The organism is Flavobacterium sp. JLP, assembly GCF_015350755.1.
Taxonomy (GTDB): domain Bacteria; phylum Bacteroidota; class Bacteroidia; order Flavobacteriales; family Flavobacteriaceae; genus Flavobacterium.
On the sequence record NZ_JADKPS010000002.1, the window covers coordinates 869,221 to 892,617 of the forward strand.

At 33.4% G+C, this 23,397-nt stretch carries 21 protein-coding genes and 1 tRNA gene; 10 read left to right on the plus strand and 12 right to left on the minus strand.

Annotation, left to right across the window (positions count from 1 at the left end; translation table 11 throughout):
• Window positions 1-58 precede the first annotated feature (58 nt).
• The 6 genes from tsf to IRZ83_RS09180 all read right to left on the minus strand — a co-directional run bounded on the left by tsf (window position 59) and on the right by IRZ83_RS09180 (window position 4,742).
• Window positions 59-1,021 (minus strand): translation elongation factor Ts, encoded by a 963-nt coding sequence (gene tsf, locus IRZ83_RS09155; RefSeq protein ID WP_029271946.1) that lies wholly within the window; start codon window positions 1,019-1,021, stop codon window positions 59-61.
• Between the two features lie 135 nt (window positions 1,022-1,156).
• A complete protein-coding gene (gene rpsB / locus IRZ83_RS09160; RefSeq protein WP_194568245.1) occupies window positions 1,157-1,945 on the minus strand; it encodes a 30S ribosomal protein S2 in 789 nt (262 codons plus the stop codon).
• A 176-nt stretch (window positions 1,946-2,121) separates the two neighbouring features.
• Complete coding sequence (gene rpsI / locus IRZ83_RS09165) at window positions 2,122-2,508, minus strand: 30S ribosomal protein S9 (protein ID WP_007808909.1); 387 nt, start codon at window positions 2,506-2,508, stop codon at window positions 2,122-2,124.
• Entirely contained in the window at window positions 2,508-2,963 is a 456-nt protein-coding gene (gene rplM / locus IRZ83_RS09170; RefSeq protein WP_026983738.1) for a 50S ribosomal protein L13, read from the minus strand. The genes rpsI and rplM overlap by 1 nt, the downstream gene beginning before the upstream one ends.
• Before the next feature lie 193 nt (window positions 2,964-3,156).
• The gene (locus IRZ83_RS09175) at window positions 3,157-3,969 is read right to left on the minus strand and encodes a ferritin-like domain-containing protein (RefSeq protein WP_029271948.1); all 813 of its coding nucleotides are present in this window, start codon (window positions 3,967-3,969) and stop codon (window positions 3,157-3,159) included.
• Window positions 3,970-3,995: 26 nt separating this feature from the next.
• On the minus strand, window positions 3,996-4,742 hold the full coding sequence (locus IRZ83_RS09180) for a ferritin-like domain-containing protein (RefSeq protein ID WP_029271949.1): 747 nt from the start codon (window positions 4,740-4,742) through the stop codon (window positions 3,996-3,998).
• A 193-nt stretch (window positions 4,743-4,935) separates the two neighbouring features.
• Here IRZ83_RS09180 and IRZ83_RS09185 point away from each other — a divergent pair, with 193 nt between their 5' ends.
• A complete protein-coding gene (locus IRZ83_RS09185) occupies window positions 4,936-5,961 on the plus strand; it encodes a LacI family DNA-binding transcriptional regulator (RefSeq protein WP_029271950.1) in 1,026 nt (341 codons plus the stop codon).
• A 90-nt stretch (window positions 5,962-6,051) separates the two neighbouring features.
• On the opposite strand, the gene polA is transcribed toward IRZ83_RS09185, so the two are convergent.
• The gene (gene polA / locus IRZ83_RS09190) at window positions 6,052-8,889 is read right to left on the minus strand and encodes a DNA polymerase I (protein WP_194568247.1); all 2,838 of its coding nucleotides are present in this window, start codon (window positions 8,887-8,889) and stop codon (window positions 6,052-6,054) included.
• A gap of 298 nt (window positions 8,890-9,187) precedes the next feature.
• Between polA and IRZ83_RS09195 the strand changes: the two genes are divergently transcribed.
• The 6 genes from IRZ83_RS09195 (at window position 9,188) to IRZ83_RS09220 (ending at window position 13,707) form a co-directional block, all read left to right on the plus strand.
• On the plus strand, window positions 9,188-9,409 hold the full coding sequence (locus IRZ83_RS09195; RefSeq protein ID WP_194568249.1) for a hypothetical protein: 222 nt from the start codon (window positions 9,188-9,190) through the stop codon (window positions 9,407-9,409).
• A gap of 186 nt (window positions 9,410-9,595) precedes the next feature.
• Window positions 9,596-10,270, plus strand: coding sequence for a response regulator transcription factor (locus IRZ83_RS09200; RefSeq protein WP_029271953.1), 675 nt, complete (start codon window positions 9,596-9,598; stop codon window positions 10,268-10,270).
• A 10-nt stretch (window positions 10,271-10,280) separates the two neighbouring features.
• Window positions 10,281-11,618 (plus strand): HAMP domain-containing sensor histidine kinase, encoded by a 1,338-nt coding sequence (locus IRZ83_RS09205; RefSeq protein ID WP_317174557.1) that lies wholly within the window; start codon window positions 10,281-10,283, stop codon window positions 11,616-11,618.
• A 106-nt stretch (window positions 11,619-11,724) separates the two neighbouring features.
• Window positions 11,725-11,913, plus strand: a complete 189-nt coding sequence (locus IRZ83_RS09210; RefSeq protein ID WP_029271955.1) for a hypothetical protein — start codon at window positions 11,725-11,727, stop codon at window positions 11,911-11,913.
• Between the two features lie 178 nt (window positions 11,914-12,091).
• Window positions 12,092-13,327 carry a metallophosphoesterase gene (locus tag IRZ83_RS09215; RefSeq protein WP_029271956.1) on the plus strand — a complete coding sequence of 412 codons (1,236 nt, stop codon included), beginning with the start codon at window positions 12,092-12,094 and terminating at the stop codon, window positions 13,325-13,327.
• A 74-nt stretch (window positions 13,328-13,401) separates the two neighbouring features.
• Window positions 13,402-13,707, plus strand: coding sequence for a thioredoxin family protein (locus tag IRZ83_RS09220; protein ID WP_029271957.1), 306 nt, complete (start codon window positions 13,402-13,404; stop codon window positions 13,705-13,707).
• A gap of 18 nt (window positions 13,708-13,725) precedes the next feature.
• On the opposite strand, the gene IRZ83_RS09225 is transcribed toward IRZ83_RS09220, so the two are convergent.
• Together IRZ83_RS09225 and IRZ83_RS09230 are read right to left on the minus strand one after the other, a co-directional pair.
• Window positions 13,726-14,364, minus strand: coding sequence for a polysaccharide deacetylase family protein (locus tag IRZ83_RS09225; RefSeq protein WP_029271958.1), 639 nt, complete (start codon window positions 14,362-14,364; stop codon window positions 13,726-13,728).
• Window positions 14,365-14,457: 93 nt separating this feature from the next.
• The gene (locus tag IRZ83_RS09230; protein ID WP_194568251.1) at window positions 14,458-17,739 is read right to left on the minus strand and encodes a DUF2723 domain-containing protein; all 3,282 of its coding nucleotides are present in this window, start codon (window positions 17,737-17,739) and stop codon (window positions 14,458-14,460) included.
• A 245-nt stretch (window positions 17,740-17,984) separates the two neighbouring features.
• Here IRZ83_RS09230 and IRZ83_RS09235 point away from each other — a divergent pair.
• A tRNA-Gln gene (locus IRZ83_RS09235) sits at window positions 17,985-18,055 on the plus strand.
• A gap of 84 nt (window positions 18,056-18,139) precedes the next feature.
• On the opposite strand, the gene IRZ83_RS09240 is transcribed toward IRZ83_RS09235, so the two are convergent.
• From IRZ83_RS09240 to IRZ83_RS09250, 3 genes are all read right to left on the minus strand, one after another.
• Window positions 18,140-18,961, minus strand: a complete 822-nt coding sequence (locus tag IRZ83_RS09240) for a helix-turn-helix domain-containing protein (protein ID WP_194568253.1) — start codon at window positions 18,959-18,961, stop codon at window positions 18,140-18,142.
• A 63-nt stretch (window positions 18,962-19,024) separates the two neighbouring features.
• Window positions 19,025-20,440, minus strand: a complete 1,416-nt coding sequence (locus IRZ83_RS09245; protein WP_194568254.1) for an aldehyde dehydrogenase family protein — start codon at window positions 20,438-20,440, stop codon at window positions 19,025-19,027.
• A gap of 197 nt (window positions 20,441-20,637) precedes the next feature.
• Entirely contained in the window at window positions 20,638-21,462 is an 825-nt protein-coding gene (locus tag IRZ83_RS09250) for a universal stress protein (RefSeq protein WP_194568255.1), read from the minus strand.
• A 173-nt stretch (window positions 21,463-21,635) separates the two neighbouring features.
• On the opposite strand from IRZ83_RS09250, the gene rimP reads away from it, so the two are divergent.
• Together rimP and nusA are read left to right on the plus strand one after the other, a co-directional pair.
• On the plus strand, window positions 21,636-22,100 hold the full coding sequence (gene rimP / locus IRZ83_RS09255; RefSeq protein ID WP_029271963.1) for a ribosome assembly cofactor RimP: 465 nt from the start codon (window positions 21,636-21,638) through the stop codon (window positions 22,098-22,100).
• A gap of 13 nt (window positions 22,101-22,113) precedes the next feature.
• A complete protein-coding gene (gene nusA / locus IRZ83_RS09260) occupies window positions 22,114-23,361 on the plus strand; it encodes a transcription termination factor NusA (RefSeq protein WP_029271964.1) in 1,248 nt (415 codons plus the stop codon).
• Window positions 23,362-23,397: the final 36 nt, after the last annotated feature.

Sequence of the window (23,397 nt, forward strand, 5' to 3'; positions counted from 1 at the left end):
AATAAAAAAGCCCGAATATCTAAATATTCGGGCTTTTTATATTGAAAAAAATAATATATTAACCTAAAGTAACTCTTTTGAAACCTGTAATTTCAACATTGAATCCTTTAACATAATCACCAACTTTTTTACTGTCATCTTTGATGAAGTTTTGATCTAATAACGCTTTCTCTTGATCTAAAGTAGTATTGTCAGAGATAAAACGTTGCACTTTTCCAGGAATAATTTTGTCCCAAATTTGTTCTGGTTTACCTTCAGCTTTTAATTCAGCTTTAGCATCTTCTTCAGCTTGTTTTAAAACTTCTTCAGTCAATTGAGAGTAAGAAATATATTTAGGAACATTTTTTAAAGTTTTTCCTAAACGTTTTGCCTCTTCATTGTCTTTTTCGATTACAGCAATACGAGCAGCAAGTTCAGATTCAACGAAAGCAGGATCAAAATCTTTGTAAGATAATGTATCAGCTCCCATAGAAGCAACTTGCATAGAAACATCTTTAGTTAAAACGTCAGCGTTAGGAATTGCAGCAGAAATTGCAGTCAATGCAGCAATTTTGTTAACGTGAACATAAGATCCAACGAAAGCACCTTCTAAAATTTCAAAACCACCGATTTCGATTTTTTCACCGATAACACCAGTTTGCTCAATTAATTTTTCAGCAACAGTAATTCCGTTAAAATCTGACGCTAAAAATTCTTCTTTAGAAGAGAAGTTAATAGCTCTTTCAACTAATTCTTTAGCTAAAGTTACGAAAGCTTCATTTTTACCTACGAAATCTGTTTCACAGTTTAAAGTAATGATAGCTCCTTTAGTTTTGTCAGCATTCACGAAAGAAACAGCAGCTCCTTCAGAAGACTCACGGTCAGAACGGTTAGCAGCAACTTTTTGTCCTTTTTCTCTAAGGTTTTGTATAGCTTTATCGAAATCTCCATCAGCTTCAACTAAAGCTTTTTTACAGTCCATCATTCCGGCACCTGTAGTTTGTCTTAATTTATTTACGTCTGCAGCAGTAATTGTTGCCATAATATTTTGAATTTTAATGTTAAAAGTAAAAATTCCAGCTTTTAAATCCCAAAGTCCAATTTTAATAAATTATCAACATTATGTTTTTAATTATTCTTGGATTTTGGAATTTAAAATTTGGAATTTAAATTTGATTTATTCTTCAGTTGCAGGAGCAGCAGCTTCAACAGCCGGTGCAGCTTCAACAGCTGGAGCAGCAATTTCTTCTGTTGCAGTCTCAGTTTCTTTTTCAGAACCTCTGTCAGAAAGACCTTCGATTACAGCAGCAGTTACTAAAGATAAAATTTTGTCAATTGATTTAGAAGCATCATCATTTGCAGGAATAACGTAATCAACCTCTCTTGGGTCAGAATTCGTATCAACCATTGCGAAAACTGGAATGTTTAATTTTTGTGCTTCTTTTATTGCGATGTGTTCAGCTTTGATATCTACTACGAACAATGCAGCTGGTAGTCTAGACATGTCAGCGATTGAACCTAAGTTTTTCTCTAATTTAGCACGTAGACGATCAACTTGCAAACGCTCTTTTTTAGATAACGTCATGAAAGTACCATCTTTCTTCATTTTATCAATAGAAGACATTTTTTTAACTGCCTTTCTGATAGTTACAAAGTTAGTTAGCATTCCACCAGGCCATCTTTCAGTGATGTAAGGCATGTTTGCAGCTTTTGCTTTATCAGCAACGATGTCTTTTGCTTGTTTTTTGGTAGCTACGAATAAAATTTTTCTACCTGATGCAGCGATTTTTTTCAAAGCTTCATTAGCCTCTTCGATTTTTGCTGCAGTTTTATATAGATTGATAATGTGAATACCATTACGCTCCATATAAATGTAAGGGGCCATGTTTGGATCCCATTTTCTAGTCATGTGTCCGAAGTGAACACCTGCTTCTAGTAAGTCTTTTACTTCTATTTTGTTTGCCATTTTTGTACTAGTTTACGTTCTGTTGATTAGCAATGTATAAATGGCGGTTTCCCAGGCTTTATACATTTAGATGCTAAACTATATCCTACCTCGATAGGAGAGCAACAACAACTGTGTTTTTTAATTTCAATAAATAATTGATGATGTCTTGTACCATATGCACAAGACAGGTAATATTAACGTTTAGAGAATTGGAATCTCTTACGAGCTTTCTTCTGACCGAATTTCTTACGTTCAACCATTCTTGGATCTCTTGTTAATAAACCTTCTGGTTTTAAGATAGCTCTGTTTTCAGCATTTACTTCACACATAACGCGTGCTAATGCCATTCTTACAGCTTCTGCTTGACCAGTTGAACCACCTCCGTAAACGTTTACTTTAACGTCAAAGTTGTTTACATTTTCTGTCATAGACATTGGTTGTAAAACTTTGTATTGTAAAGTTGCAGTTGGAAAGTAAGTTGCGAATTCTTTTTTGTTTACAGTGATTTTTCCTGTTCCTTCAGAAACATATACACGTGCAACAGCGGTTTTTCTTCTACCGATTTTGTGAATAACTCCCATTACTTAAGATCGTTTAGGTTAACAGTTCTAGGTTTTTGAGCTCCGTGAGTATGCTCAGCACCTACAACAACATTTAGATTTCTAAAAAGTTCAGCTCCTAATTTGTTTTTAGGCAACATTCCTTTTACAGCTTTTTCTACTAATAATGCAGGGTTTTTAGATTGCAATACTTTAGCAGTTAAAGTTCTTTGTCCTCCTGGGTAACCTGTATGACGCATGTAAATTTTGTCATTCATCTTTGTACCTGTAAGGTTAATTTTTTCTGAGTTGATAACAATTACGTTATCTCCACAGTCAACATGCGGTGTGTAACTTGGTTTGTACTTACCTCTTAAGATCATCGCAACCTTTGAAGCAAGACGACCTAAGTTATGCCCTTCAGCATCAACAACAATCCACTCTTTAGTTACAGTGGCTTTGCTAGCTGAAATTGTCTTGTAGCTTAATGCGTCCATAATATTATTTTAATTAAACATTCCATCCCCAATAAAGGGGATGCAAAAGTACAATTAATTATTTTAAAACCAAATACCTGAAAAGAATATTTTATCTGCTGAAAATCAGCACATCAGTTTTATATTTAAATCAATAAAAAAAAACCACCTTCACAATAACGCGAAGGTGGTTCAATTATTTAGAATTTATTTACTAAACAATAAATAAATTAGCAATATCGACCACTTGTTGTGTTGTAAGTGGCTCATCATAAGCTTCAGAGCCTGCCGAAGCTCCAAATAAGGCAGCAGTGTTATATCCAGCCTGAACTGTAACTCCTTCGCCAGCATATACAGCTTGTGTCGCGGCCGGCATTCCTGCACCTCTTTCGTCATTAGAGATCCATCCTTTTAAGGTACGAAGTCGTCTCACTTCTGAAGCGTGACGTGCTTCTACGGAGTGAATTTGTAATGCGGCTGTTAATAAATCTGGTGTTGAGATTAAATTTGCAGCCTGACCTTTGTATGCTCTTACTCCTGTATCTTCAAAAGCTTGTGCCAATGCCAGGAAAGTTGGATAATCATGAAAAGGATCAAATGCTCCTCCAACGGTAAAATCAAAAGTAGGTTTTGCAACGAAGTTTGCACTCGCAGTTCCGCCTAATCCTGCAATTAAAAACTTAACATGATTTGATTCGTGTGCTGCTATTTGCTGGAAAACTTTTAAATCACGCCCGCCATTTTCAGAAGCAGGAATTACTCCAGAATCTAATGCCATTGCGTAAAATTCGTTTTCTAGATATTCTAAAGTCAATGCAAACTGCAAAGCTCCAATTGGAGTTGCCGGTGTTGCAGTAATGTCTTTTGCAAATACTTTGTTTGCAAAAGTTGATAGTCCAAAAGGAATAGAGGCATAAGCCAAAGTCTTTCCAATATTTCCAAACTGATTAAAACTGTCTCTTCTAGATCCAGTGCTTCTCATTAAGCTATCATCAGTAAATGTTTCTATAAATTTTAAAATATTCATAATTTCTAAGTTTTAGCTAGTTAAGATTAAGGTAAATATTTGGCAGTAAATTTTGTAGTAATGAATCCTCCGGCAATTGGTAAAATTTTAGAAGGATCTTTAGCAACATCTAATCCAGTTGATGTACTTATAATATCATCACCAGCAAAATCTTTAGAATTAGGATTTATCAAACTTCTTATTGCTGAAGCGTGTCTTGCTTCTACAGAAACAATTTTTCCAGCTAATAATAAATAGTCAGCACTTTTAATTAATTTTCCTGCTCCATTATAAGCAGCAACTCCTGTGTCTTCTAGCGCTTTTGCAGTTGCAAGAACTTCAGTACGGCTGTTAAAGTTTAGAGAACCATAATTAAATGCTAAGGAAGGAAGTAATTGTGAGCTTGGATCTGGAAGAGCTCCAGTCAAAGCTGCTTTAAAAAAATCTCTGTGAATTACTTCATGGTGATATAAATCTGTCAGTACTTGACGTTCTATATCATTAAATGTAGTGTTGAAACTTGAAGAGTTTACAACTTTAGTATAAAAGTCAGCTTCGAGTTGTTCTAGAGCATAAGCGTACGTTAAAACGCCAAAATCTCCTGAGCCTAAATCAAACACTCCGTTCTTTATGCCGGGCAGGGTATTATCCTGCATATCATCTTCATTATCATTGTCGCTGCAGCCAGCTAACACCAAACCTGCGCTAACTAATGTCAATCCGCTGAGCTTAAGAAAGCTCCTTCTGTTATTCAATGAAGGATCCACTTCATGAATTTTAACTTCGTTTTTCATAATCAAGGTCTTTTAAAAGGTTAATAACATGTATTAAGGTATTAACGAGATTTTTGTAAGAGCGGTTTTAAAAAATCCATCTTTTTTATTTTTATTTCGAAAAGACCTTATATTTTGAAATAGTAATAGCTGTTTTTTGTTTTATTTTCGGTAATTCTACTATATTTGTATTAATTACATAAACTTTTATTAGATGAAAGCTAAAGCAACTCTAAAACAAATTGCGAAAGAACTAGGTGTTTCTGTGTCTACAGTGTCTAAGGCATTGAATGACAGTCCTGAGATTAGTGAGCAAACGAAGGTGAAGATTAAAGAGTATGCCAAACTCAAAAATTATAAGCCGAATGTTATTGGTCTGAATTTGAAAAATCGCAAAACCAAAACAATCGGTGTAATTATACCTAATATATTAAACTCCTTTTTTGCTAAGGTGTTTAGCGGTATCGAAAAAGTAGCCGATAAAAAAGGATATAATGTAATTACGTGTATTTCGAACGAATCTTTAGAAAAAGAAATTCATACACTTGAAATGTTGAGCAACGGAACTATTGACGGATTTATTCTTTCTGTTTCAGAAGAAGCTCAAAAATTACAGGATTACAGCCATTTTTCTGCTATTATTAATGACGGAACGCCAATCGTAATGTTCGATCGTATTGCAGATGAAGTAGAATGTGACAAAGTTGTAGTAGACGATTTTGATTCTGCCTTAAACTCAACACAGCATTTAATTAATTTAGGATGTAAAAATATTGCCTTGATTTCCTCAGTTGATAATTTAAGTGTCGGAAAATTGAGAGCGGATGGATATTTGAAAGCTTTAAAAGACAATAATATCCCGGTAAACGAAAAAATAATTCTTCGTACCGATTCTGAAGATGACATGAAAGCTAAAATTGATGCTATTTTCGACAACAAAATTGATGCTATTTTTGCTTTGGATGAAAATGATTCAGTTGCTGCTTTAAGAGTGAGTTTGAAAAAAGGGTACAAAGTGCCAGAAGATATTTCGATAATAGGTTTTGCTGACGGAATTTTAGCTTCAAGACGCTTATCGCCAAGTTTAACAACAATTAGCCAGCACGGAATTGAAATTGGAGAAGTTGCAGCAAAACAATTAATCAAACGATTGGAAGAATCAGAAGAAGAAACTTCAGATTACGAAACCATCGTGATTAAAACAAAATTGAAAGAACGAGAATCGACAAGAAAAGTTTAGATAAATAAAAAAAACCATCAGTTTCAGCTGATGGTTTTTTTTATGATTTAATATTAATTTTACAAAACCTGATTAAGGAATCTAAAATTATTAATGCGCCGCCAGCCAATCACTGCCCATGCCAAGTTCAACATCTAAGGGTACGCTCATCATAAAAGCATTTTCCATTTCGTGTTTTATCATTGGCTGGATTTTTTCTAATTCATCATTGTGTACATCAAACACAAGCTCATCATGAACTTGAAGCAGCATTTTAGATTTCCAGTTTTCTTCTTTTAATTTTTTGTGGATGTTGATCATCGCAATTTTAATCACATCGGCAGCACTTCCTTGAATTGGCGCATTTACAGCATTTCGTTCAGCAGCACTTCTAACAACGGCATTTGCCGAATTAATGTCTTTTAAATATCGGCGACGGCCTAAAATAGTTTGTACATAACCTTTTTCGCGTGCAAACTCAATTTGTTCATTAATATAAGATCGTAATCTTGGGTAAGTTTTATAATAAGCTTCGATCAATGCTGCACTTTCACCACGTGACAATGAGGTCTGATTACTCAATCCGAAAGCAGAGACACCATATATAATTCCGAAATTTACTGTTTTGGCATTGCTCCTTTGTTCACGGGAAACTTCTTCCAGCGGAACATTAAAAACTTTTGATGCAGTAGCTTTGTGAATATCTTCTCCGTCTTGAAACGCTTTGATCATATTTTCTTCTCCGCTTAAAGCGGCAATGATTCTTAATTCAATTTGCGAGTAATCGGCAGAAATTAAAGTATGATTTTCATCGCGGGCAACAAAAGCTTTACGGATCTGACGGCCTCTTTCAGTACGAATCGGAATATTCTGTAAGTTCGGATTATTAGAACTCAAACGCCCTGTTGCCGCAACAGTCTGCATATAATCGGTATGAACTCTTAATGTTTTTTTGTCTACCTGTTCTGGCAAAGCCAAAATATAAGTGCTTTGTAATTTTACCATCTGACGCCAATCGAGGATTTCTTTCACAATCGGATTGTCATTTGCTAAATACGTCAAAACTTCTTCACCTGTTGCATATTGACCCGTTTTGGTTTTCTTTTGCTTTGCGCCGCCAATTTTAAGTTTGTCGAATAAAATATCTCCAAGCTGTTTCGGCGAAGCCAAATTAAATTTCTCTCCTGCAGTTTCGTATATTTTTTGTTCCAAAGATTTAATCTCCACGTCCATTTCTTTGGACATGGCACTTAAGAATTCAACATCCAAACGAATTCCCTCCGTTTCCATATCTGCCAAAACGCTGACTAACGGAATTTCGATTTCATCAAATAACTTTTTAGTTTCAGTTTTATCTAATTCTGCCGTGAAAATTTCTTTTAATTGAAAAGTAACATCAGCATCTTCTGCAGCATATTCTTTAATATCTTCAAGCGCTACATCGCGCATTGTAATTTGATTTTTCCCTTTTTTGCCAATTAAAGTTTCAATTGATTTTGGAGAATATTTCAAATACGTTTCTGCTAAAATATCCATATTATGGCGCATATCTGGATTAATCAAATAATGCGCAATCATGGTGTCAAAAAGTTTTCCTTTTACGCTAATGCCATAATTAGAAAGAATTTTTAGATCGTATTTTAAGTTTTGGCCAATTTTCTCAATATTTTCATCTTCAAAGAAAGGTCTGAATTTTTCAATTAAAACTTGTGCTTCTTCCTGGCTTTCCGGAAACGGAACATAAAAACCTTTTCCTTTTTCATAAGAGAAAGAAATTCCAACTAATTCAGCATGCAAAGCATCTAAGCCAGTCGTTTCGGTATCAAAGCAAACAGAAGTTTGTTTTTGCAAATTCTGCAAAAGCAATTTAATTCCTAAATCGCCTTCAATAGCTTGATAGGAGTGGGGTGTATCTTCTAATGTATTATAAAATGAAGTTCTTTCCTGATTTTCATCTGTAGTTGCACCGCCTCCAAATAAATCAAATTGATCGTCGTTTTTAGGCTGTGGTTTTTTATATAATTTGGCTTCGTCGCTTTTATTTGCTAATTCATTTCCGCCACCAATTTTAAACAAGTTGTCAAATTGTTCTGCCATTCTTCTAAATTCCAATTCCTGAAAAATAGCATCTGTTTTTTCAATATCTGGGCGTGACAGCTCGTAATCGTTTTCATTGAAAACAACATCACAATCACAAATAATCGTCGCCAGTTTTTTAGATAAAATGCCCTTGTCTTTATTGGCTTCAATATTTTCTTTCATTTTCCCTTTCAGCAAATGCGTATTGTCTAAAAGGTTTTCCATTGTGCCAAATTCTTTCAGGAACTTTTTAGCAGTAACTTCTCCAACTCCTGGTAATCCCGGAATATTATCAACAGCGTCACCCATCATTCCAAGAAAATCAATTACTTGTTCTGGTCTTTCGATTTCAAATTTTGCCAAAACTTCAGGAACGCCCCAAATTTCTATTCCATTACCCATTCGGGCAGGTTTGTACATGAAAATATTTTCAGAAACTAATTGTGCAAAATCCTTATCTGGCGTAACCATAAAGACTTTGTAGTTTTCTTTTTCAGCTTGTTTTGCGATGGTTCCAATTAAATCATCGGCTTCACAACCTGCCATTTCGATAATCGGAATATGCATAGCTCTCAATAAATCCTGAATGTACGGAATCGCAATTTTAATTGCTTCTGGTGTAGCATCACGATTGGCTTTATAGTCAGAAAACATTTCGGTTCTTACTTGGCTTCCTTCTTTGTCAAAAGCTACCGCTAAATGATCTGGTTTTTCACGTTTAATAACATCTAAAAGCGAATTCATGAATCCCATGATCGCTGATGTATCCATTCCTTTTGAATTAATTCGAGGGTTTTTTATGAAGGCATAATAACCACGAAATATTAATGCGTACGCATCGAGAAGAAAAAGACGTTTTTGAGTTGACATAAAAAAAATATTAGTCTGTAAAAATAGACAATTGAGTTCTCAAAAAATAAACTAAAAAGATTTTTTTTTAATCATATAAGTTATATATGTTCATTTAATAGCGACATGCTGTTGTGCATCTTGATTGAAGATGTTGACAAAGTTGAATGAACATATATAATTTATATGGTAGAAAAAAGCTAAACCGTTAAGGTCTCGTTAAAATATGTATGTTGAAGGTTTTCTTCATTTTCTCTTCATTTTCCAGGGGTACATTTGATCTATAAAATAAAAGGTATTAATTTAAATTTTAGAAATCATGAGAAATTTATTAATGTTATTAGTAGCAGTTTTAGGAACAAGTGCAATGGTTAGTGCGTTTCCTGCAAAAGAAGTAAAAGTTGGTCCAGCAAAAGAGGTAAAAGAACTTCCTGCGAAAGAAGTAAAAGCGACAAAACATCCTAGAAACAAAGCTGACAAAAAAGCAAAATCAGAAAAAAATCAAGCTCCAAAAACAGAAACTGCAAAAGCAAAAAAATAAGAATTGTTTTTGTTTTGTTTTCAAAGCATTATAAAGGAAACAAAACAGGAATAATGGTTATGGAGAATGCGGTTGGAGAAAGCTGATGAAGAAATTTGTCAGCTTTTTTTATTCGTTAATTTTTTAATAATGCGTAACCGAGCTTTTTATAATTGCTTAAATTTAGTTGCGCTAAAACGCTTTTTTATGAATATTTTGATCGTTGAAGATAATAAAGAACTTGCAGTAGAAGTTTACGATTTTTTGTGCAATACAGGCTATGTGTGCAAAATTGCGCATACTTGCAGTGATGCACTCGAAGAAGTGGGCAGTAATGATTATGATGCAATGCTGTTGGATTTAGGTTTGCCCGACGGCGATGGTTTTGATGTATTGAAAACCGTTCGAAAAACACAATCGAAAATGGCTGTAATTGTTCTTACGGCACGCGGTGAATTAGATGACAGAATAAACGGTCTGCATTTAGGTGCTGATGATTATTTGACTAAACCATTTGCGCTTACAGAACTTAGTGCGCGATTATTTGCTGTTATACGTAGAATTCATGGTTTTACTTTGAATAATTTAAGCATTCACGGATTTTTATTGCAGCTTCAGGATTATAAAGTAAGTTATGACGAAATTCCAATCAGTCTTACCAAAAAAGAATTTGATATTTTTCAGTATTTGGTTTTGAATAAAAACCGTGTTATTACAAGACTGCAATTAACAGAGCATATTTGGGGAGATATTCTAGAAGTCAACTCCGATTCTAATTTTATTGATGTTCATGTTCGAAATCTTCGAAAAAAATTAGACAAACATACTGCTATAGATTGGTTTGAAACCGTTAGAAATGTGGGTTATCGTATTAACGAATAAATAAAGTATTGTGAAAATAAAACATCAACTCGCTATTTTTAATGCACTGACAAGACTTTTGGTCATTTTGATTTTATGGCTGATGTTGCCCATTTTAGTCGAAAATGTTGTATACAGACACATTAATAATGGATTAGTTGAAAAAAAGAAAAAATTTATTGATCATCTGAATCAAGATGAGATTAATGATTTTATCCAAAACTCAGATGATTCTACCGAAACCTATTCGCAGTTTTCTACGTTGCACAGTGAATTTTTGGTGCTTTCAAGACTTCCGGTAAAACCCAATCAAAAAAAAACCACTTTTAGTAATGACAACCGAATTATTGAAGGCGAAGAAAATGAATATCGAATTTTGCAATATCATTTCACCTACGAAAATCAAGGTTATCAGTTAGAAATAGGAAGCAGTTTAAGCGAAGTAAACGACCTTACTTTTATTATAAGATTTTTTATTATTATTGTTTTGGTTGTTATTCTCTTGGTTACATTTTTGGCAGATACATTTTACATCGAATATTTGCTCAAGCCTTTTTATAAAATTATTGATACCAAAATTAGGCGCGTTAACGAACCAGAAGCTTTTGATCATACGCCCATAAATGCAAAATCCAGAGATTTTAGAGAACTTGATTTGGTTTTAAATCAAATGATGGATCGTATTGCAGAGCTTTTTAAAAAAGAAAAACAATTTATCTCAAACGTTTCTCATGAACTATTAACGCCAATTGCATTATTAAAAAATAAATTTGAAAACTTATTACAGAATGATTCTTTAGATGATAATGCTTTTGATAAAATCGCAAGCTCACTAAAAACATTAGATATGCTGAAGAAAATCATCAATAACTTATTGTTGATTTCAAGAATCGAAAACAACCAATATGCAGCAAATGAAAATATTAATTTTCATGAAATTATAACTGATCTGCAAGAAGATCTTCAAGATAGAATAGATGACAGAGAAATTGAGTTCTCAAATAATATTCAGCATAATTTTGCTTTTACAGGAAATAAAATCTTATTTCATATTTTGATTTATAATTTGGTGACCAACGCTATAAAATATAATAAGCCAAACGGAAGTATTATAGTTGCAGATGGATTTTGGAATGACAAATATTTTATTTCAATATCCGATTCTGGTCTCGGGATGACGGAATCTCAAATCGAAAAAATATTTAACAGGTTTGCCAGAATTAGTTCAGATCAGGATGGTCAGGGTTTAGGACTCGCGATTGCTGAGAGTATTGCTTCTTTTCATCATATTGAAATTAAGGTTGATTCTATAATAAGCGAAGCAACAACTTTCCGATTATTATTTCCAGAGGCATCAAAACACAATTAAAAGTTAATTTTTTCAGATTGATTTAATCTTCATCTTGTCTTCATTTACTGATTATATCTTTGAGGTATAATAAATGAAATAATATTAATCAATAAATCTACAAATCATGAAAAAATTAGTAATGTTAGCAATCGCTGTTCTAGGAACAACTGCTATGGTAAATGCGCAAACAACTCCAGCTCAAACAACTCCAGCAAAAGAAGCAAAAGCTCCTAAGAAAGACAAAAAAGCAGACAAAAAAGCTAAAAAAGCAGAGGCAAAAGCAGAAACTGCTAAGCCAGAAGTTAAAAAATAATACAGCATAGTTTGTTTAGGCAAACTTAATTATGGATTATAAAAGGTTTTAAAAAATTTGGTAGAGAAAAAGCTGGTAGAGAAATCTATCAGCTTTTTGCTATTATTTGAGTTAAATTTTTGATAATAAAAAGCTATAAAATTTTCATTCTTTGTTACTTTGCTTAAAACTGTAAATAATGATCATTCGTTTTATAATTCTTTGTGCTCTTTTTCTATTTATTGAGTTCTATTCTTATCAAGCTTTTCGAACTTTAATCAAGTTAAGATGGGTTTTGATCAGTTACCAAGTTATAAGTTTACTTATTTTAATCTTTATAATTTATTCTTTTTCGCAAATTGATCGTTCAGTTGGACAGACCAGACAATTCATGTTTACAACAGGATTGATGCTGTTGGTTTATGTGCCGAAAATTGTAATTACGCTTATTTTATTTGGAGAAGATATTTTTAGAATAGGGGCAAGTATCTTAAATTATTTTATTTATAATACTCCCAGAAAAGAAATGATGCCGGACCGAAGAAGATTTATTAGTCAAATCGCATTGGGATTAGCGGCAGTGCCTTTTTTGTCTTTGATTTATGGGATTTTTGAAGGGAAATATAATTTTAAAGTCATCAAGCAAACTGTTTTCTTTCCTGATTTGCCAGATGCTTTTGATGGGTTTAGAATCACTCAAATTTCTGATGTTCACAGTGGCAGTTTTGATAATCCAGAAAAGATAAATTACGCTATCGACTTGATCAATAAACAAGAAGCAGACATGATTTTGTTTACCGGGGATATTGTAAACACACATGCAAAAGAAATGCATCCTTGGCTGGAAACATTTAACAGAATTAAAGATTATAAATACGGAAAGTTCTCCGTTTTAGGAAATCATGATTACGGAGAATATGTTACATGGCCTTCTGAAAAACAAAAAGACGAGAATTTTCAAGATATTAAGAAGCTATACGGTCAAATTGGATTTAAGCTTTTGCTGAACGAACATACTTATATTCAAAAAGGCGATGATAAAATAGCTTTGATTGGAGTAGAGAATTGGGGCGTAAACTTCAAGAAAGCTGGTGATTTGAATAAAGCTTCGCAAAATGTTGCTCAGGACGATTTTAAAGTCTTAATGAGTCACGATCCAAGTCATTGGGATGCTGAGATTAAAGATCATCCTAAAAACTTTCATTTGACTTTAGCGGGCCATACGCACGGGATGCAGTTTGGAATTGAAATTCCAGGCTATTTTAAATGGAGTTTGGCACAATACATTTACAAGCAATGGGCTGGATTATATGAAACTGCGGGCCGATATGTGTATGTAAACCGAGGCTTTGGTTTTCATGCTTATCCTGGTCGAGTTGGTATTATGCCAGAAATTACAGTCATTGAACTAAAAAAAGGCAACAATGTGGCTTAATTCGTTAAAAATGCTACATTTGTATATAATTACCTCTTTTTAACAGATTAAAAAAGAATTAAATTTTTGGTTTTATGTCAAAATTTGGAGAACTTATAAATGCTCAAGTTCCAGTGTTAATTGATTTTTACACCGATTGGAACGAATCATCTGTATCGATGCATCCTGTTATTAAGGATGTTGCGGCCGCGCTAGGCGATAAAGCGAAGGTGATTAAAATTGATGTAGATAAAAATCAAGAACTGGCCGAGGCACTGCGTATAAAAGGACTTCCTACTTTAATGATTTATAAAGAAGGGCAAATGATCTGGAGGCAATCTGGAGAACTTGATGCTAATACTATTATCGGAATTGTTCAAGAGCAGTTTACGAATCAATAAATGACTTCTTTTTTGATGTTAATGAATAACATCAAAAGCATATCCATTCTCTTTTAAAAAGTGCAAAGTTTTAGGTAACGCAAATTTTAAGTTTTGCGATGCTTTTATACTGTCATGGAAAACAATTACACTTCCTGATGTTACATTTTTAGTAACATTTTCAAGACATTTTTCTGGTGTTATCGATTGATCGAAGTCGGCACTTAAAACATCCCACATTACAATTTTATACCCTAGATTTCGCAAAATCTTAGATTGTGCTTTTTTTATCTTTCCGTAAGGAGGACGAAATAATAATCCGTTTAATTTTTTGTCGTTTGCTAAAATGCTGGCGCAATTTTTTACATTTTCTATATAATCATTTGTTTGGCTTTTCCATCCGTTTATATGATTCATGGTATGGTTGCCTATAGAATGTCCTTCTGCTATCAGTTTTTCAAACAGGGATGAGTTTGCATTTATGTTTTTTCCAATGCAGAAAAAGGTTGCTTTTGCGTCGAATTTTTTTAATTCAGATAATACCCAATCTGTAACTTCTGGAGTTGGGCCATCATCAAAAGTGAGGTAAATTTTCTTTTCCTTGTTCGGAATATCCCAACAGTACTTCGAAAATACCCTTTTTATAAATGAATTTGTTTTTACCCAATAAAAGCTCATTTTAAAATGATTTAGCAATACTGTAAAATTAAAAAATGCAGCGCTATTTAACTAACAGCGCTGCATTTTTTTAATAAGTATATTTTTCGTATATTATTCTTTTTCACGGCCAAAGCGCTCGAAAACATTTACGTAAGTATTAAAAGTTACTTTTTGTTTTTCATAGAATGCTTTATCGTTATTATGATCCATAACTTGTAAAAGGCTTCTGTAACGCTCAATATCTGTAATGATATCAATTGCAAGATCAGTTTGGTCGCCTGGAGTCAACGTTGCATAATAGTTCAGGTTTTCTTTGTATTTTCCAACTAACTTGTTAAGTAAATCGTGTGCTTTTGCAGTTTCTCCAACTTTATAATATCCATTTGCAAAAGGTTCTACTAATGAGTAATATCCGTATTTATCCAATGGCAGTTTTGTCATCGCTAAATTGATTACATTTTTAGCTTTGTCAATTTTACCTTCAACAATAAGCTGATCCATTAAGCGAGAAAGGTTTGTGCGGTATGTAATGCTGTTTCTTCTGGTTTCAGGATCATGATAAATCTTATCACTTTCGCTATTTCCCCAATCCCATTTCATTACAATATCGTACATTTTATCGGCGTCAATTTGCCCCATATCCATTGGTCCGCCATCTTTTGAAGGTGTATTTTTTATCGGAACCAATTTGTAAACCATTCCATCCAATTGCAGGTAATCTTTTAGCCATAAATAATCTTCATCATCAAAAGCTCCACCGCTAAAATAGATTGGTCTTTTCCAATTGTTATTAGCCAAGATATCCAGCATCATTAAACGGTTTTTGTATAATGCACTTCCTTTGATGTCGATATCCATGTAAGGAACGATAGAATCGTTGTATCTTGCATTAACAACTTTGTTTTTAATAATGATGTTTTTGTCGACAGGAACTCTAATTTTATTTGTTGGATAAAAATGGATTGTTTGCCCGTTTTGAAGTCCAACAGTTGATTTAGGGTTTTTGATAAAACTGATAAAATCATTAATGTTCCAACGTGTGTCAATTTTTTGAATATACGCTACATAATCTAATTTATCCCCCACATATTCATCGTGTACAAAAGAGATCGGCAATGGGTCAGATTCGTATGCTTTCGACTTCATTTGGTCGATATACCAATCTGTCATAAATAAGCTTGTATTTACGATCTTAACATCTGTTCTAATGTGCTCAATTTCTTGCGCATACCAGAGCGGGAAGGTGTCATTGTCACCAATGGTAAATAAAATGGCATTTTTATCGCACGAATTCAAATATGCTTTAGCCATTGCAACCGCGGTATATCGGTTCGATCTGTCGTGATCATCCCAGTTTTGAGATGCCATTAAAATAGGAGCAGCTAATAAACTTGCGGCAATAATAACAGGTCCTGCAATTTTTGGAGCAATGTATTTTTGAATGCTTTCGTATAATGAGTAAACTCCAAAACCTATCCAGATGGCAAATACATAAAATGATCCTACCAGTGCATAATCTCTTTCGCGAGGTTCAAAAGGCCTTTCGTTTAAGTAGATTTTCAATGCAATTCCGGTAAATAAGAACAAAGCTAAAAGCACATAAAAACTTTTAAGGTCTTTATTTGCGTGATACATTAATCCGATTAAACCTAGGATAAAAGGAAGGAAAAAGTAAACATTTCGTCCTTTGTTGTTTAAAACATCTGATGGTAAATTATCTTGAGAACCTAAATGAAGCGAATCCAGAGGTTTGATACCGCTGATCCAGTTTCCGTCTAAGTTGTCATATTTTCCTTGAACATCACTTTGGCGTCCGACAAAATTCCACATCAAATATCTCCAATACATGTATCCGAATTGATACTCGAACATAAAACTGAAATTATCTACAGTTGATGGTTTTTCTATAATTAAATATTCTCCATAACTTTTTAAAAATTTAACATAACCTTCATTGTCGATTTGTTTTTGAGCATACGCCTTTCTGAATTCAGAAACTGTTTTTTCAACCTCATTTCTCAATTGAGCTGTTGCTTTATTGTATTCATCTTCGCTTAATTGGCTTGCATCGATTCCGTATTTAGCCAAATCATCTTCGTAATTGTAATCAGGGTTGATTTTAAAATTTGGTGGATTTGTAAAGCTTATATAGTTTTGAATATGGCCAGTTTCAGTACTCCACATTCTTGGCAAAACTGTTTTTTGATTATCATCAGAATTTTGTTCTGCGTTTTTATAATTGTTGGTAATGATATATTTACCTGTTTTATAATCTCTTTCGTAGTTAGGTTTTTTATCTAAATACGGTGTTTTTTCGTCAAGACCAGCAAAAACTTCAGTGTATTGAGGTCCGTAAAACAAAGGATTTACTCCGTATTGTTCACGATTGTAATACGCTAGAACTTCTGTTGCGTCAGATGGTTTGTTCTCGTTAATTACAGTATTTGCATTTGCACGAACTGGCAGCATCATCCAGGTAGAAAAACCAATCAGAATGAATAAAATACAAAGGATAATAGTGTTGTAAAAAACCAATCCTTTTTGTTTGGTATATTTTAATCCAAAATAAAAGAAAGCAATAAAAACTAATGCTACAAAAATAGTTCCTGAGTTAAAAGGCAATCCCATGTCGTTTACCATAAAAACTTCGGTTTTACCAAAAAATGCCATAGTTAATGGTAAAAGCAATTTAAAAATAAACAACAAAATAGCAATTACTACAGCATTTGCGATGATGAAATTTTTAATAGTAACTTTTTCGTAGTGTTTAAAATAATATAGAAAACCAATTGCAGGAATCGTTAACAATGCCATAAAGTGAACTCCAAATGAAAGCCCGACAACAAGTGAAATGATTAATAGCCACTTATTCCCTTTAGGCTTGTCCATATCTTGCTCCCAACGAAGACCAAGCCAGAAAAGCAATGCAATTAACAAAGATGCCATTGCGTAAACTTCTGCTTCAACAGCATTAAACCAGAAACTGTCTGAGAAAGTATAAGCAAGAGCTCCAACAAAAGAACTTCCTAAAATTACAATTGAATTGTCTTTATTAATTTCAGCAAAACGAGCTACAATCTTTTTCAAGACAATCGATGACGACCAGAATAAAAACAAAATTGTAAAAGCGCTAGAAAAAACAGACATCATATTTACCATGACGGCAACATTCTCTTTATCAATGGCAAACATGGCGAAAAAAGCTCCCATCATTTGGAATAAAGGTGCTCCCGGCGGGTGGCCAACTTCTAATTTAGCGGCTGTAGCAATGTATTCGCCACAATCCCAGAAGCTCATTGTAGGTTCGACAGTAAGTGTGTAAGTAGTTAAAGCGATTGCAAATGCAAACCAACCAATAATTGTATTCCATTTATTGAAATTGAATTGTGCCATATTTAGGTGTTAAAATTTTATATGTTTTCTATTCTACAAAGAAAATGTTTTTTTGTGTAAAGAAACGAGCATTAACATAAAATTCTACAAAACTATTTGATAAAAGTAACCTATTGTTTGTGAAATACTTGCGACAACATTACAGATTTGGAAGAAAAAAAAATGAAAAAAAATCAAATTTTTTTATCAAAAAGTTTGCGCAAACTAAAAAAAGCTTTAAATTTGCACTCGCTTAACCGCACTGCTGGTCTATGGTGTAATGGTAACACAACTGTTTTTGGTGCAGTCTTTCTAGGTTCGAGTCCTAGTAGACCAACATAAAAAGCCTCTCAATTGAGAGGCTTTTTTTATGCGATAAATTTAAAGTTGCTTTTATTTGTGGGTAATCACCGAAAGTGATTTATCTTGCCAAACGATTATTTGAAAGTAACGACGACGGAACCACTCCAAATTTCTTTTTAAATGAAAATGAAAAGTGAGACAAGTCTTCAAAGCCAACTCCAATATAAACTTCTGATGGTGATTTTCCTTGTTTTAGGAGATAATAGGCTTCCTGCAAGCGTTTGTTTAATAGCCATTTGCCAGGTGTTTGCTGAAATACTTTTTGAAAATCTCTTTTAAATGTCGCCAAACTTCTTCCTGTTAAATAGGCAAAACGATGCATTTGCACATTAAAATGAAAATTTTTATTCATAAAAGCTTCCAGATCAATTTTGCCTGGTTCATTAAAATCAAACAAAATATCTTTTAATTCTGGATTTACTTTAAGTAAAAGATGTACGGCTTCTTTTATTTTTAAATTAAATAAAGTTTCGTTATTTTCTTGTTCGACTTCGAGATAGGATATTAGAGAATCCATAAAGGACTTATATAACGGATTTGGAGTCAGTGTAATCATGGCTTCTGAATCTTGCTTTTTGTTGATTTTAAAATCGTATTCAGCGCTTATTTCGCGTAAAATTTCTTGATCCAAAAAAAGAGATATGGTTTTGAATTCGCCTCCATCTGGCGGAATTTTAATAAATTTAGCCAAATGATTTCTTTTGCTAAAACGAAAATCTCCTGCTTTTGAGCAATAGGTGTTTTTGCTGTCAGAAGCTGTCATTTCTCCTGAAATTTGATAGCTAAAAACATGTTCCGGTATAAAATGCTCGCCTTCGCGGCTTCTTGCATAATAACAGGAGTAGAGTATTTTGGGTTTTATGTTAGAAATTGCTGTCATAGTGTAAAGTTACAAAAAGATCCAGAAAATCTCTTTTTAAAGATTTCTGGATCTGAGTTTGGTTTATTGAATTAATGCTTTTGGTTCAAGATAAGCTTCAAGTCCTAAAACGCCGAATTCTCTTCCTATTCCTGATTGTTTAAATCCGCCAAAAGGAGCCATCGGATCATGGCCAATTCCGTTTATCTGAACGCGTCCTGCGCTAATTTGGGAAGCGATATTGTGAGCTCGTTTTTCATCAGCAGAACTTACATAAGCCTGTAATCCGTATGAGGTGTCGTTGGCAATTTCAATCGCTTCTTCTTCTGTTTTATAAGTAATGATAGATAAAACAGGGCCAAATATTTCTTCTCTAGCGATGCGCATTTGGTTGTTTACATTTATAAAAACAGTTGGTTTTACAAAATTCCCGTTTTCTAGTCCTGCTGGTTTTCCTAAACCACCTGTCAGTATTTCTGCCCCTTCGGATATTCCAATCTGAATGTAATTTTGAACTCTTTCATATTGTTTTTGGCTGACCATAGGTCCAATTGCGGTATTTTGATTTTTAGGATCGCCAACAACTGTATTCAAAACAACTTCTTTAATTAATAATTTAACTTCCTCTAATTTGTTTTCTGGAACTAATAATCTTGTTCCTGCTATACATGCCTGGCCGCTATTCATGTACGCAGCCATTATTGCCAGCGGAATTGCTTTTGATAAATCAGCATCTTCTAAAATAATATTTGGTGATTTTCCTCCAAGCTCCAGTGTAACGCGTTTCATCGTGTTGACAGCTTCTTTTGCGATCATCTTTCCAACAGTTGTTGATCCTGTAAATGAAATTTTGGCAATATGAGGATTACGGCTTATTTCAGCTCCAACTATTTCCCCTAAACCGTTAACAATATTAAAAACACCTTTAGGTAAACCAGCTTCGTGCAAACATTCGGTAATTAATTGTGTTTGCTGTGCACTCATTTCACTTGGCTTTATTACCGTTGTGCATCCAGCAACTATAGCAGTAGATAATTTACTGCATATAAAACCGTTGCTTGAATTCCAAGGAATAATAATTCCAACTACGCCAATTGGTGTCATTTGAACTTCTGATTCGCCCATTTTTTTGGTAAATTCGTAATTGTTTAATAAGTTAATTGCCGAGTCAAAACTCTTAAGCATATATTCATAGCTTACAGATGCAAACTGAAATGTTCCGCCATATTCTTCAACCATTACATTGATAAAATCGTTTTTTCTTTTTTTGATAGAATTTTGAATATTTTCAAGGTATTGAATTCTTTCAGCGGCAGTTGTTTTAGAAAAAGTCTTAAAAGCTTTTTTGGCAGCATTTATCGCATTTTGTGTGTCTTCTTCATTTCCTAAAAGAACTTTTCCGAGTTTTTCATTTGTTGTTGGGCTTATAAGATCAAAATATGCTGTTCCTTTTGGTTTTACAAATTCTCCGTCAATGTAAATTTTGTCTATTGTTTTCATGTTATCGTGTTTTATGAATTTTTATTTGACAAATTTCTGAATTAATAGGAGGGTAAGCTTTGTTGAAAAGCTCAAAATAACTTTGTTGAAAAGCTCATTTTTAGGATCGAATTTTATATGAAAAAAGCTTCTCATTGAGAAGCTTTTTTGTAAAATAAACTATTTAGAAAGTATTTTTAATTCATATATTTTGGTATTTAAATTTTAAAAGTGATAACAGGTTTTACCGCGTGGTTTACTAATCCTTCACTAATACTTCCGTTAAAGAAGTGAGCAAATCCAGTTCTTCCGTGAGTACACATTCCAATAATATCTGCATTTACACTGTTCGTAAAATTAATAATTCCTTTTTCAATATTTGTGTCGTTGTAAATGTGTGTTGAATAATTGGTAACATTAAATTCGGCAACAAATTCATTCATTGCATTTTCGATAACATGCGTTGGTTTAAAGCTGTTTGGGGTGCAAATCGTTACCAAATGAAGTTTTGAGCCGAAAAAATTGGTGAAATTTAAAAGTTTTTCAAAAGGTTTTTTCGTTTCTTCTGAAAAATCAGATGCGAAAACAATACTGCTTGCATTAAAATTTGAAATTTCTTTTTTAATAATTAAAACGGGAATTTCAGAATTGCGAACCACTTTTTCAGTGTTAGATCCGATAAGAAGTTCTTCTATACCTGAAGAGCCATGCGATCCCATTACGATCAAATCAATTTCATAATCTTTGCTTACTTGTGAAATGCCGTGAATTGGTTTGTCCATTTTTACGACTTCAGTAACAGGAATGCCGTCTAAATAAGGCTTTGCGGCTACTTCGTCCAGCATTTCGTTGGCTTTTTTCATAAAAAGCATGGTCTCGGGGATGCTTGTACCGCCCATTATCGCATCATTGCTTTGGTGAGGCAGTTCTAGCATGTGCAGGATAATGATTTCTGAATCATTTTTTTTAGCAATCTGTGCGGCAACTTTTAAAGCGTCTTCTGCATGTTCTGAGAAGTCGGTAGGTACTAAAATTCGTTTCATAATTTTAAGGGTTAAACATGAATAATCCGTTATTTCAATGCTCCTATAAAGATAAGAAATATTTTTAGAGCAATCTATTTATTTTGATTTATAAAAAAAACACTATATTTGCACCGTTATTTATTAAAATCTAAATAATGAGGGGACTAAGTGTCCCCTCTTTTTATAAAATTATGACATTTAAAGAAAAAGTAAACGGATTAATTACAGAAGCTCTTCTGGAAAAGCCTTCAATCTTTTTGATTGATTTGGCAATTTCAGATTCTTTTAAAATTAGTGTTGGTTTAGACGGTGATAATGGAGTGGCGTTGCAGGATTGTATTGATATTAGTCGTGCAATCGAGAATAATCTGGATCGTGAAGAGCAGGATTTTTCGCTTGAAGTGGCATCGGTAGGAGTAGGTTCTCCATTGAAATTTACAAGACAATACATTAAAAATATTGGTAGAACGTTGATTGTTACAACAAATACTGAAAAAATTGAAGCAGAATTAGTAGAAGCTAACGATGTTTTTATAATTTTGTCTTGGACAGCAAGAGAACCGAAAAAAGTAGGAAAAGGAAAAGAAACAGTTCAAAAAGAGCAACAAATACCTTATACAGAAATTAAAGAGGCAATTGTTACAGTAACATTTTAATTAAAGAATTCGCATGGAAAATTTAGCATTAATCGATTCATTCTCAGAGTTTAAAGATAATAAACTTATTGATCGTGTAACGCTTATGGCAATTTTAGAGGACGTGTTTAGAAATGCATTAAAGAAAAAATACGGTTCTGATGATAACTTCGACATTATCATAAATCCTGATAAAGGAGATATGGAGATTTGGAGAAGAAGAGTAATCGTTGCTGATGAAGATCTAGATTTTGAGAACGAAGAAATTACCTTGACTGAAGCAAGAATGATCGAAGCGGATTTTGAAATTGGTGAAGAAGTTTCTGAAGAAGTTAAATTAATTGACTTAGGAAGAAGAGCTATTTTGGCTTTGCGTCAAAACTTAATATCTAAAATTCACGAACACGATAATACAAATCTTTATAAGCAATTTAAAGATATTATCGGTGATATTTATACTGCAGAAGTACATCACGTGCGTCCTAGAGTAGTTATCTTGGTTGATGATGAAGGAAATGAGATTGTGCTTCCGAAAGAAAAACAAATTCCGTCTGACTTTTTCCGTAAAGGAGATAATGTTCGCGGAATCATTGAAAGCGTTGAATTAAAAGGAAATAAACCTCAAATTATTATGTCTAGAACTTCTGAGAAGTTTTTAGAGAAATTATTTGAACAAGAAATTCCTGAAGTATTCGACGGATTGATTACAGTTAAAAATGTAGTGCGTATTCCTGGTGAAAAAGCAAAAGTAGCGGTAGATTCTTATGATGATAGAATTGATCCTGTTGGAGCTTGTGTGGGTATGAAAGGATCTCGTATTCACGGAATTGTTCGTGAATTAGGAAACGAAAATATTGACGTAATCAACTATACAAGCAATATTCAATTGTTTATTACAAGAGCATTAAGCCCTGCAAAAGTTTCTTCAATCAAAATTGATGAAGAAAATAAAAGAGCGGAAGTTTTCTTGAAATTAGAAGAAGTTTCTAAAGCAATTGGTAGAGGTGGTCATAATATTAAATTAGCAGGTCAATTGACAGGTTACGAGCTAGATGTTATCAGAGAAGGTGATGTTGCTAGTGGCGAAGATGATGACGTTGAATTAACTGAGTTTTCAGATGAAATCGAAGACTGGGTTATTGAAGAATTTGCAAAAATTGGTTTAGATACGGCTAGAAGTATCTTGAAACAAGAAGTAGAAGATTTAGTAAGAAGAACAGATTTAGAAGAGGAAACAATTCTTGATGTTATGAAAATACTAAAAGAAGAGTTTGATAGCTAGTAATCTGCTCTAACAACACAACGAAAAAGGTAATAA